The 10,458-nt window shown below is 62.5% G+C and carries 13 protein-coding genes and 1 tRNA gene; 5 read left to right on the forward strand and 9 right to left on the reverse strand.

All coding sequences use genetic code 11. The annotated features are described in order from the left end of the window. Positions 1 to 109 precede the first annotated feature (109 nt). From WCB02_RS40225 to WCB02_RS40235, 3 genes are all read left to right on the forward strand, one after another. Positions 110 to 523 (forward strand): protein rep, encoded by a 414-nt coding sequence (locus WCB02_RS40225; RefSeq protein WP_423968137.1) that lies wholly within the window; start codon positions 110 to 112, stop codon positions 521 to 523. Then, positions 501 to 974, forward strand: a complete 474-nt coding sequence (locus tag WCB02_RS40230) for a HEPN domain-containing protein (protein WP_423968140.1) — start codon at positions 501 to 503, stop codon at positions 972 to 974. Before WCB02_RS40225 ends, WCB02_RS40230 begins: the two co-directional genes overlap by 23 nt. A gap of 192 nt (positions 975 to 1,166) precedes the next feature. After that, positions 1,167 to 1,448, forward strand: coding sequence for a helix-turn-helix transcriptional regulator (locus WCB02_RS40235; RefSeq protein WP_423968142.1), 282 nt, complete (start codon positions 1,167 to 1,169; stop codon positions 1,446 to 1,448). Here WCB02_RS40235 and WCB02_RS40240 read toward each other — a convergent pair. The 4 genes from WCB02_RS40240 to WCB02_RS40255 form a co-directional block, all read right to left on the reverse strand. Beyond that, on the reverse strand, positions 1,414 to 2,538 hold the full coding sequence (locus WCB02_RS40240) for a tyrosine-type recombinase/integrase (RefSeq protein ID WP_423968144.1): 1,125 nt from the start codon (positions 2,536 to 2,538) through the stop codon (positions 1,414 to 1,416). The two genes, WCB02_RS40235 and WCB02_RS40240, sit on opposite strands and share 35 nt — an antisense overlap. A 79-nt stretch (positions 2,539 to 2,617) precedes the next feature. Continuing rightward, positions 2,618 to 2,692: transfer RNA gene (locus WCB02_RS40245), tRNA-Glu, on the reverse strand. A 93-nt stretch (positions 2,693 to 2,785) separates the two neighbouring features. Then, on the reverse strand, positions 2,786 to 3,307 hold the full coding sequence (locus WCB02_RS40250; RefSeq protein WP_423968146.1) for a DUF2846 domain-containing protein: 522 nt from the start codon (positions 3,305 to 3,307) through the stop codon (positions 2,786 to 2,788). A gap of 103 nt (positions 3,308 to 3,410) precedes the next feature. Then, the gene (locus WCB02_RS40255) at positions 3,411 to 3,743 is read right to left on the reverse strand and encodes a hypothetical protein (RefSeq protein ID WP_423968148.1); all 333 of its coding nucleotides are present in this window, start codon (positions 3,741 to 3,743) and stop codon (positions 3,411 to 3,413) included. On the opposite strand from WCB02_RS40255, the gene WCB02_RS40260 reads away from it, so the two are divergent. Both WCB02_RS40260 and rpoH read left to right on the forward strand, forming a co-directional pair. Then, positions 3,742 to 4,788: an RluA family pseudouridine synthase gene (locus tag WCB02_RS40260; protein ID WP_423968150.1), complete on the forward strand. Its 1,047-nt coding sequence runs from the start codon at positions 3,742 to 3,744 to the stop codon at positions 4,786 to 4,788. The genes WCB02_RS40255 and WCB02_RS40260 overlap by 2 nt on opposite strands. 215 nt (positions 4,789 to 5,003) lie before the next feature. Next, complete coding sequence (gene rpoH / locus WCB02_RS40265; RefSeq protein ID WP_423968153.1) at positions 5,004 to 5,903, forward strand: RNA polymerase sigma factor RpoH; 900 nt, start codon at positions 5,004 to 5,006, stop codon at positions 5,901 to 5,903. Positions 5,904 to 6,027: 124 nt separating this feature from the next. On the opposite strand, the gene WCB02_RS40270 is transcribed toward rpoH, so the two are convergent. The 5 genes from WCB02_RS40270 to WCB02_RS40290 all read right to left on the reverse strand — a co-directional run bounded on the left by WCB02_RS40270 (position 6,028) and on the right by WCB02_RS40290 (position 10,411). Next, positions 6,028 to 6,573, reverse strand: coding sequence for a hypothetical protein (locus tag WCB02_RS40270; protein WP_423968155.1), 546 nt, complete (start codon positions 6,571 to 6,573; stop codon positions 6,028 to 6,030). A gap of 152 nt (positions 6,574 to 6,725) precedes the next feature. Continuing rightward, positions 6,726 to 7,373, reverse strand: coding sequence for a peptidoglycan recognition protein family protein (locus WCB02_RS40275; RefSeq protein ID WP_423968157.1), 648 nt, complete (start codon positions 7,371 to 7,373; stop codon positions 6,726 to 6,728). A gap of 37 nt (positions 7,374 to 7,410) precedes the next feature. Next, positions 7,411 to 8,640 carry a GGDEF domain-containing protein gene (locus WCB02_RS40280; protein ID WP_423968159.1) on the reverse strand — a complete coding sequence of 410 codons (1,230 nt, stop codon included), beginning with the start codon at positions 8,638 to 8,640 and terminating at the stop codon, positions 7,411 to 7,413. A gap of 730 nt (positions 8,641 to 9,370) precedes the next feature. Continuing rightward, positions 9,371 to 9,982 carry a LysE family translocator gene (locus WCB02_RS40285; RefSeq protein WP_423968161.1) on the reverse strand — a complete coding sequence of 204 codons (612 nt, stop codon included), beginning with the start codon at positions 9,980 to 9,982 and terminating at the stop codon, positions 9,371 to 9,373. A 39-nt stretch (positions 9,983 to 10,021) separates the two neighbouring features. Continuing rightward, positions 10,022 to 10,411: a response regulator gene (locus tag WCB02_RS40290; protein ID WP_423968164.1), complete on the reverse strand. Its 390-nt coding sequence runs from the start codon at positions 10,409 to 10,411 to the stop codon at positions 10,022 to 10,024. Between the last annotated feature and the right edge of the window lie 47 nt (positions 10,412 to 10,458).

The raw sequence follows: 10,458 nt of genomic DNA on the forward strand, positions 1-10,458 counted from the left end.
GTAGCGTCCTTGACGGTCGCGAGCACGATGGCGCGCTTGAGCGCGTCGGGGCCGCCATCCGCGCTCCAACCAACCATCAAACAGCTCGGACGAAGCACCATCAAAATGCGTGATCACGCTTACCCACATGCATATTTTGCTGCTCGTCGATCCGAACTACTTCTCAAAAGCGCATGATCTGTACGTGCCCCAGGCGGAATGGGTGCGCATGTGGCGAGAATGCCGTGGGCTGGACTACGCCCCGATCTGTGATGTGAGGCGGACGAAGAGGGTCTCGGAGGTTACTAAATACGTTACCAAATCAAACGATTACCTCGACGAGGACGCTGACGGTTGGAACGCTGATCCCGATACAATCGGGACGCTGCACGTCGCGCTGAAGAACCGGCGGCTGATTGCGTGGTCCCGCGAGTTATCAACTATCAGAAAGGAGTTCGACATGAGCGACGACGACATGAGCGAAGCTGGCAACGGCTTACTACGCCTCACAGAAGGAGGCGTTGAAGTACCTCGTTGCGAATAACGAAATCTCCCTGGCAAGTGGGATCGAAGGTACACTGGCAAAGACGCTAATCATCGCGACGGCGAGTTTCTTTGAAGATTTCTTGACGCAGGTCGTCATCGACCACATCCAGACAAATGCGAACAGCGAAACAGTTATCGAGTTCTGCAAAATTGGCGCGATCGAACAAAAGTATCATACGTGGTTTGAGTGGAAGCAAAGTTCGGCGACGAGGTTTTTCCGCTTGTTTGGTGAACCGATTAAGTTGAAAGCGGCAGCTCGTCTCCGCGATGATCCAGAGTTGGTCAACGCTGTCACTTCGTTCATGTTTTTGGGCTCGCAAAGAAACCTCATCGTTCATCGAAACATGCTAGCTTACACTTTGTCTGACACGTCGGATGAGGTGATAAAGAAGTCACGGCAAGCACTCAGATTCGTGAACTACGTAGCCGATGAGCTATTCGTAACGTGATTGGTAGCCCTGGCTGGTCGCGAGCTCGACGACGATAGCGCTCCATGGCTGAGCCTGAAAGCTGGTATTGATATTGAGGAATTACTGGGTTCCCCCGGTGAGATTGCCCTGAATCACGCCCACGGGCTTCGTTTGCTTGCCGAATTTGACTGAACCGCCCTAACGTCACGCCGAGATCAAGAGGCGGGATGAATGACGGCGCAATACGAACATGCAGAACTGAAAGGCTCGTCGGCTGTCAGCCGCTCGACCTCGCAGCCTCGTCGTGGTTTGCGCCGTCTCGAAGCTGCGCACTATGTCGGTATCTCGCCGTCCACATTTGACAGGTGGGTGGAAGACGGCGCGCTTCCCGAACCGATCAGGCGCGGCGGCGTCGTGCTATGGGACCTTCGCAAACTCGATGTCGCCTTTGACGCGCTCAGCGGCGACGCCGAAGACGCTAACCCGTGGGACCGTGTTCTAACGCGGCAATAGCCTGCTGAGCTAATAGCCGCTGTTCGGCTGCACGCGTGTAGCGCTCCAGTTCCTTTAGGCTTTGGTGTCCCGTCACAGCGGCGATCACCTTCAGAGAGCAGCCCAATTCAGCCAACCGTCGAGCGGCGGCATATCGCAGCGTATGCGGCGAGCACTGCGTTTTGATGCCCGCGTCTTTGCCCCACTCGCTGAATTTCCCCGTGAACGACTTGTCACTGTAGGGCTGACCGTATGGCGTCAGAATGAATGCAGGCGATGCGGCTGTGATCTTGCAGGCCTTCAGCGCCTCGACGAGCGGCGGCGCGAGTGGGATGACGAGGCTCTGTGCCGTCTTGCGCTGCGTCAGCGATATTGACAGGTCGGCAGCGTTGTCGAGATCGAACGCGCCCCCAATGATATTGTGGGGGCCAAGCCTCACCACATCGCCGCGTCGTTGGCCCGTGTAGAGCAGCACCGTCATTGCGAGGTGCTGGCGCGAGCCGAGCGGCCACTTCGCGAAGTAGCGTGCGATGTTGTCCTCGGACAACGTGTCCCACCCGGTCGTGCCCTTCGGCGCTTTCTTCTTCCTGATCTCAGCGGCCGGGTTGTCGCGCCGATACTTGTAGTCCTTTGCAAAGGACATCAGGAGCCTGAAGCAACGGCGCGTGCTATTGCCAGCCTCGATCCCGCCCTCGGCTGTGCGCTTGTCGACGATAGCCTGAATGTGCTGCTCGCTGATCTTCGCGACGGGTAGCGATCCGTAATCCGCCTCCAGGCGGCCGAACAGTCGCTCATAGTTCGACCTTGTGACCTCGCCGAGTTCGGCGAAGCGGACGCGCTTGTAGTGCTTGATCAGCGCTGCAAACGACCCGGCCGGAACGCGCTCGACCGGCGGTGGCTTCGGCCGCTCGACCCGTTCGCCTGCCAGCGCAGAGGCGTAAGCCTGCATGAACTCGGCGCTCCACGGCAAGCCTGGGAGCGCGACGCGCGGCAGCCCCCGCTTGCGAAGGTAGTGGCGGGGTTTGCCGCAATCGTCGGTGAAGCCCTGGACGTAGGCGGGAAGGCGTTTCGGCATGGTTCCGGAGTAGCGGGCAGCGGCCGGAAGTGTCAAGGAAACGGCCCGTTAGGCATCCGAAACTTTACAGATTGACCATTTTCCGCAAATCGGTCAGTAGCTTGGCCAGCCACGTTGGCGCTCCCTAGGGGAATCGAACCCCTGTTTCAGCCTTGAGAGGGCCGCGTCCTAACCGCTAGACGAAGGGAGCATACAGCAATAGGGAATAGCCTTGAATTCCGTCGGCTGCAAGCTGGCTGAAGCCCGGGCCCGTTCCGGAGGCTTAATCGGCCTCCACACTTTATCAGCGCTCAGGGTCTTTTAATTCTGCGATCGTGGCAGCACCGGTTGAAGGATCGAGGCGGAAAAAGGCGGCCCCCGAAAGCGCGTTCGACAGTGGGATTGGCTCTTCATCTGTTCCGCTGCCACCCGCAAGAGCGACATCGGCGAAGTCCCTGCCGGCAGCCCCTGTCTCCGGGGAACCAATGCCCAGATAGTCGTTTTGGCCGCCCTCGACCCGAAGCTCGGCCTCGAATGCGATCGACAGTGCGTTCCCGACCGACAGTCTATAGAGGCCCGGCGAACGATCGATGAAGAAACAGGAACCGTTGCTGACCGATCCGACGTTTCTTCCGTCGACCTTGATTTCGGCCGAGACCGCCGTTCCGCCCGTGGTGCCGACAATCGCCTTCTCGCGCGAAAAATAAATCCGCGCCAGTCTGGCGTCCCTTTGCTTCGACTGCGATTCGAGCGCCGAAGTTCCTGCGCAGGCAGCCCGTTGAAGGGCCGAACCAACAGCGATGACGATACGATCAAGTGGCCCCATTCCCAACCCAGCCCGAAAGTGCCCCAAGGCGGCCTCAAGGATCAGAGCTTGTCGGGACCGGCAATACCGGCTGAAGCGAGCCGCGTTCCTGAGGCCGCCGTCCCTACGGCTCATTCACAAACTTCAGCGATCCCGTCGGTTTTTTGGTGCGCGCATCGAAAGTGTAGATTTCGGTCATCCCGCCTATGTCCAGCGTCACCACCAGTTGGTCCTGGGCCACGCCGGTCGAAACAATGCGAGCGCCCTTGGGCAGAACGGCGGTGACATCGCTGCTGGCCGCGCTTCCCTCGGCGCGGAAAAGGCGGTAGCCGATGGCGATCAGGACGGCCGCGATGGCCACTGCCGTGGTCAGGCCCGCCATCAGCATCATCCGCCGCACCCGCGCAAACAGCACGGCCTGCTCGGGGCTCGGTTGAGGGAGTGCGGTTTCGGTCATGCAAGGCTCGTCTCAAATAGGCTCGTCTCAGAGTCAAGCCGGGAGGTCCCAAATAACGGTTTTAGAGGTCACCGTCTCCGGCGACGAAGGCTCCGTGCGGCTCGACCGCGTGCTCGCGGCGCGGCTTCCGGACCTGTCGCGCTCGCGGCTGAAATCGCTGATCCTGGCGGGGGTGGTTTCAGTTGGAGGCGCAGCCGTCCGCGACCCCGCTTATCATGTCGCAGCTGGCCAGACGATCACAATCGAGCCGCCCGAAGCCGTGCCCGCCGAGCCCGAGGGCGAGGCTATCACGCTTCAGGTGATCTACGAGGACGGCGACATCATCGTCATCGACAAGCCCCCGGGCCTCGTGGTGCACCCGGCCGCGGGACACCCGGCCGGCACGCTGGTGAACGCGCTGATCGCCCATTGCGGGACGAGCCTGTCCGGCGTCGGCGGCGTCCGCCGCCCCGGCATCGTGCACCGGCTGGACAAGGACACTTCGGGGCTCCTGGTCGCGGCCAAGAACGACCGCGCGCATCAGTCGCTCACCGCGCAATTCGCCGAACACGGCCGCAGCGGCGGCGCAATGGAGCGTGGCTATCTCGCCCTTGTCTGGGGCGTGCCGAACCGGCAGCGCGGCACGGTCGACGCGCCGCTCGATCGCCACCCCCACGCCAGGGAGAAGATGGCGGTGCGCGAAGGCGGCCGCGAGGCCGTCACCCACTGGGAGATTCAAGCGACATTCAGTGGATCGGACGGCAAGCCGGTCGCCTCGCTGTTGGCCTGCCGGCTCGAAACCGGGCGGACGCACCAGATCCGGGTGCATCTGGCCCATATCGGCCACCCGCTGCTGGGCGACGCCGTCTATGGCCCGCACTTCAAGACCAAGGCCAGCCATCTTGGCCCGCAGGCCCGGGCGGCACTCACCGCCCTCGGCCGGCAAGCGCTCCATGCCCACCTCCTGGTATTGGAGCACCCCACGACTGGGGAGATTTTGCGCTGGCAATCAGCGCTGCCGGAGGATTTGCTTCTTCTGGAGCGATTCCTGCGAGCGGCGCTATGACGCAGCCCCTTCAGAAAACGTTCGGTATACCAACAGGTTATGGCAGCCACACGCTGACGTGACGGCGGTGATCCTTCCAAAGGACCCTCATTTTGGTGTATGTTGCATCTGCGTCAAAGGTCCGACGCGGAACATCGCAGGCCGGCCGGCTTTAACACAGCGGCCGCCTGCCTGGCCCGCCGCTATCGGGGGCCTGAACCACTGGAGGGCGCTGAATGGCCCGTACAGCTACACTGCCGGTTCTCAACGGAGAATCGGGTTTATCAAGATACCTCGCCGAGATCCGTAAGTTCCCAATGCTGGAACCCCAGCAGGAATACATGCTCGCCAAGCGTTGGCGCGAGCATGACGATCGCGACGCGGCACAAAAACTCGTCACCAGCCATCTCAGGCTCGTGGCCAAGATCGCCATGGGCTATCGCGGCTACGGCTTGCCGATTTCCGAGGTCGTCTCGGAAGGCAATGTCGGCCTGATGCAGGCGGTGAAGCGATTCGAGCCCGACAAGGGGTTTCGTCTCGCCACCTACGCCATGTGGTGGATCAAGGCGTCAATACAAGAGTACATTCTGCGTTCCTGGTCGCTCGTCAAGATGGGCACCACCGCCAACCAGAAGAAGCTGTTCTTCAACCTGCGCAAGGCGAAGAGCAGGATTTCCGCCCTGGACGAAGGTGATCTGCACCCCGACCAGGTCAAGCTGATCGCGAAACGGCTTGGCGTGACGGATCAGGACGTCATCGACATGAACCGCCGGCTCGGCGGCGATGCCTCGCTCAACGCGCCGATCCGCGACGACGGCGAAGCCGGCGAATGGCAGGACTGGCTGGTCGACAACTCGCCCAACCAGGAAGTCCTGATGGCCGAGCACGAGGAGTACGATCATCGCCGCGAAGCGCTGAATGGTGCGATCGGCGTCCTCAATCCCAGGGAGCGCCGTATCTTCGAGGCACGGCGTCTGGCGGATGAGCCGATGACCCTGGAAGACCTGGCAGCCGAGTTCGGCGTGTCGCGCGAACGCGTCCGGCAGATCGAAGTCCGCGCCTTCGAGAAGGTGCAGTCGGCGGTCAAGGGCACGATTGCGAGACAGGAAGCGGAAGCGCTGGAAGCGGCGCATTGATCGGTCCGCGTGACGAAGCGTCAGGCCGGATGAGAATTGGCGGATTGCAACGAGAGAAAAAGCCGGCGGCAACGCCGGCTTTTTTGTTGGCTCTGCTGCCGCGGCTTCCAGCCGCGCGCGCCCCTCAATAATGCGGGTAAAGCGTGCTGAGATAGTCCGCCAGCGTGGTGGGATCGCCGCGTGTGCTCTGCCGCAACGGCTGGCCGGCCAGCAGCACCCCGGCCTGGGTCTTGTAATCAGGCGCCACGGAAGCTCGGGGCTCCAGTTGCCGGCTCACGATCTTGCGGTATCTGTCATAGGCCTGTTGGGTGCCGACAAAGATGCAGACGCAATGCTGCGGTTCGGCATAAAAATAATGCAACTCGTCGCCGGACCCGTTGGTGACGAAGCGGTGGGCCGGCAGCGCGCGCAACGCCTTTTGTCCGGCCGGATCGTTGGCGACCTGGATGCGAAAACCGGCCGACGACAGATAGAAGCTGTTCGTTTCCAGGACCGGCTTGCCCGCCGGCTCCTCGGCGAGGAGCACCGGCGCGTAGAGCAACAACACAAGGGCCGGCAGCAGGCGCAAGGCCGCGGTGCCGCAGCTCCGAAACAATTGTCCCCGAAATAATTGGCCGCGAAAGAGTTGGCGAAGGCCTGCTGCGACCGGCCAGATGATCGATGCTGACATTGCAAACTCCCCGTCCTGAGCCTTGCCTGTTGCACCCGCTATTTGCCGCGAACAGTGCGCCGAGATTGTGTTGAACCTCGAGCCGCATCCCGGCAACGCTGGGCCAGCCATGGGATCCAGGGCCGCACTGAACGCGCCCCGGAATGACGAATTCACCGACCGCCCCGCTCCCCCCACTCCCGGGCCAAGGTTGCGAGCGCGCAACCCTCGCAATAGCGCGCATCCTTGTAATCGATCCAGTCATGCGCATAGACGTGATCGAGCGCGATGCCGTAGCGCGCACGCAAGACCTTGACCAGGATTCGCCATGCCAAAACTTGCGCGTCGGTGGCGCCGCGGGTGACGTCGGGATAATTGCCGGCAAATTCCACGCCGATCGAATTGTCCCGAACCACCTGATGATAGGTCGCGCGATTGTCGATGTACTTGTTGTCGTTGCGATTGGCGCCGTCGCCGTGCAGGGTGACGAGCGTTTCCGGCACGGCCCAGTACACCGTGCCGTCGGTTTCGACCCAGACCATGACGCCGCGCCGGCCCGGCTTCTTCGCCTGCTCCAGCGCGCCGCCGCGCGCGGAGCCCGCCGGCCCCTCGGTCTGGTGCACGATGATGTTGCGCCAGGGATGGGCCTTGGCCACATCGCCCCAGGGCGCGAGCCAGACCACCTTCAAGCCTGGGATATCGGGCGTGCCCGACCGTTTGGCGATGGCGCCAAGATCGGAACCTTGCTCGGGAGTTTGCGCGTCGGCCGGAGACAACGACGCGACGGCACAGAATGCCGCCACAAGCAGGCGGAAGATCATGATCGGACGGGCCCCGTGGTCCGCCTGATATCACCCGTTACGCCTGTCGGCGCAAGCTCGGTGCCGGCATGATCTGCCGCTGCTCGGGTTCAGGCACGAGCGGCGGCGACGGATCATAGGCCGCGTAGCGGTTCTTGCCGTCCTTCTTGGCGGCATAGAGCGCGTGGTCGGCCGCCGCAATCAGCCGATCGGGAAATCCGCCGACCTCCGGCGTCCATTGCGCCACGCCGATCGAGACCGCGATCGGAATATCCGCGCCGACGCAGGCCTCGGCGTCCTGTCGGCAGACATCGAGCACCCGGCGCGCGATCATGGCGCCCTCACGCAGCGTCGAGGACGGCAGCACGATGCAGAATTCATCGCCGCCGGTCCGCGCCAGCAGGTCGCCGGGGCGGAGCCTCGTCTGTGCCATCAAGGTGAAGTGCTGCAGACAGGCGTCGCCCGCGGCATGGCCATAGGTATCATTGATGGATTTGAAACCGTCGAGATCGATCACCAGGAGCGCGAACGGCTCGCCGCCGCGTTCCGAGCGGGCGCACTCCTCGGTCAGGCGCTGCAGTAGATGACGCCGGTTGCTGACGCCGGTCAGATCGTCAAGCAGCGCCAGGTCGGCGACCTCGTTGCGGAGCCGGTCGATCGCCATCAGCAGGAAACCGAAGTTCAGCGCCATGCCCAGGAATACCAAGCCCAGAATCAGCGCCGCCTGCACGCCGTTGTAGCTGATCATGGAGACCTCGCCACCGAACTGGAACACCGCGCATGCCGAGCGGAAGGCGTGGATGGCGAGAATGAGGATCGCGACGATGCCGGCGAGCCGCGCGCCGGGATTGTCGCGGCCATCGCGCCGGCCCAGCACCAGCGGCAGGATCGAGGCCATCGGGATCGATTGGCCCAGCGAATAGATTACGATCCGCATTCGCATATCATCACGGACCAGCAGGAAGGTGGCCAGCCCCAGCAGGGTGAGCGCGGTGATCGCCGCCGTCCGGCGCCAGGAGACATCCAGACCGTAGAAGTGCCTGACGCCCATGGCGGCGATGCAGCTCGCGACGATCATCAACCCGGCGCCGCCGAGCAAGGGCAGGCGTGACTCCATCGCGCCGCGCAGCATGGAAAGGCCCGCGCCGCCGGCCAGGGCCAGCGCGCTGTAGGCCCAGTAGCGCGCGGCGCCGAACTTGGGATAGCTGCGCACGACATAGGCCCAGATCAGACCTACCGCGAGAAAATTGATCACCAGCACCGTGAACAACGTCGGAACGCTCAGCATCGCGACCCCATCACGCGCATGTCCTCTGCCCCTCTCGGATCGCTCTCGAGCCGGTCCGTATGATCCTTGCGACCGCCCCGTTGTCCTACGGACAGCATGGGGCGACGCCGCTTAACGGACTCTCAACTCGTTGCTGGAAACGACGTTGTGGTTTTGAATTGATGAAGACGGCGCCGGCTAACCCCCGATTTTCCGAATTTCGCCACGTCGCGACCGCGAGATGGCCCCAACGCAGCTCATTTCCGGCCACACGTTGTTAGCAAGCGAGCGCCGCTTCGTGGGCACGGCGATCGATGCACGGCATCGGCGGCGCAAGATTTTTTCGAAATCCGCGTCGAAACGCATAACAGCTGTGGATAACGCAGTGACAGCGGCGTGACAGCGCGGGGCAGTTCGCTGCGAATCTGCTGGGATTAGTTCTGAGGATTTTGCGAGGCTGGCCCTCCGCCGAGCATGCCTCGTGTATCTCGCGTTTCAATCCATTAAACCCTGAGAGGATCCTATGGCTAAGAAAGCGAAGAAGGCGAAAAAGGCGAAAAAGGCCAAGAAGGCGAAGAAGAAGTAACCTTCGACGAATAGCCTTTGAAGCCCGGGTAGAGCGCTGGTTCTGCCCGGGCACCCCGGTCCGGGACATCATCAAAAAAACGGCGGGCATCTTGCCCGCCTTTTTGCTGCAGTCACTTCTGATCCATCCTTCGCTCGATCTCCCGCCAAGACCGCCAGCCGAGGCTCACCGCTCCGCGAACGCGAGCCTGACGCCCAATAGCGCAAACCCGCCGGCAAAGGCGCGGCGCAACCACGTCATCACCCGGGGCCTGGTCACGACGCGGTCGCGAACGCCGGCTGCAAACAGGCCGTAGAACATGAACACCATGAACGTCATTGCCATGAACGCAGAGCTCAACTCGACCATCCGCGTCAGGGGATGGACTTCACTGGCTGCGACGAACTGCGGCAGGAACGCCAGAAAGAAGATCGACAGTTTCGGATTGAGGATGTTGATCAGAAATCCGGTCACGATCACCTGCCGGCTCGAACGCGCCGACAGCCGCGGCTCGACCGACAGTGCCCCGGTCTCGCGCAACGACTGCCAGGCCATGTACAGGAGATAGACCACGCCCAGCCATTTCAACGTCGCAAACGCCAGTGCGCTGGCGTGCATCACTGCGGCCAGCCCGAGCATGGCGGCCAGCATCGCGGGGATAATGCCGAGCGTGCAGCCGAACGCGGCCGCGACGCTCGCCCGCGAGCCGCGCGTCAGCGCCACCGCCAGCGTGTAGAGCACGCCTGTACCAGGCGAGACGACGACGATGAGCGAGGTCAGGAGGAACGCGAGCGACATCGCCCATCATAGCAAAGCGCGAAAATCCGCGAAAGCGGATCAGCGGCCGCCATCAGCGACCACGTGGGCGATCTGCGCCTCGCGCAGCACGTCAAGCGCGGCCCACGGCTTCGACCAGAATTTTGCGCCAGCGGGCAGCGGCTGCGCCAGCGGTCGACCGGAGGTGACGACCACGTCGAGCGCCGGATTGCGCGCTTTCGCGATATGAGCAAGCTCGACGCCGCTCATCACGCCGGCCAGATTGACGTCCGTCATCATCAGGGACAGGCAGCCGCCATTCTTCGCCAGCACCAGTTCGGCGGCTTCCGCGCTCTCGCACTGGATGACGTCGTAGTCGCTCTGTTCGAGAAGCAGAGAAAGCATCTCCCGCTGCGACGGATCATCCTCGACAATGAGCGCGGTTGCGCGAAACGGCTTGGCTTGTCCCATCTGATCACCTTTCGAATAGAAAAACTGTGCCTCCGGCAAAACTAACG

The organism is Bradyrhizobium sp., assembly GCF_049581145.1.
GTDB lineage: Bacteria > Pseudomonadota > Alphaproteobacteria > Rhizobiales > Xanthobacteraceae > Bradyrhizobium.

Coding starts and splice junctions, on each gene's coding strand:
- WCB02_RS40280 (WP_423968159.1), bottom strand. CDS start 8,640: ATGCTGAGCGTTCCGACGTTGTTCACGGTGCTGGTGATCAATTTTCTC.
- WCB02_RS40255 (WP_423968148.1), bottom strand. CDS start 3,743: ATGACCGAAACCGCACTCCCTCAACCGAGCCCCGAGCAGGCCGTGCTG.
- WCB02_RS40250 (WP_423968146.1), bottom strand. CDS start 3,307: ATGGGGCCACTTGATCGTATCGTCATCGCTGTTGGTTCGGCCCTTCAA.
- WCB02_RS40285 (WP_423968161.1), bottom strand. CDS start 9,982: ATGTCGCTCGCGTTCCTCCTGACCTCGCTCATCGTCGTCGTCTCGCCT.
- rpoH (WP_423968153.1), top strand. CDS start 5,004: ATGGCCCGTACAGCTACACTGCCGGTTCTCAACGGAGAATCGGGTTTA.
- WCB02_RS40270 (WP_423968155.1), bottom strand. CDS start 6,573: ATGTCAGCATCGATCATCTGGCCGGTCGCAGCAGGCCTTCGCCAACTC.
- WCB02_RS40275 (WP_423968157.1), bottom strand. CDS start 7,373: ATGATCTTCCGCCTGCTTGTGGCGGCATTCTGTGCCGTCGCGTCGTTG.
- WCB02_RS40235 (WP_423968142.1), top strand. CDS start 1,167: ATGACGGCGCAATACGAACATGCAGAACTGAAAGGCTCGTCGGCTGTC.
- WCB02_RS40290 (WP_423968164.1), bottom strand. CDS start 10,411: ATGGGACAAGCCAAGCCGTTTCGCGCAACCGCGCTCATTGTCGAGGAT.
- WCB02_RS40260 (WP_423968150.1), top strand. CDS start 3,742: ATGCAAGGCTCGTCTCAAATAGGCTCGTCTCAGAGTCAAGCCGGGAGG.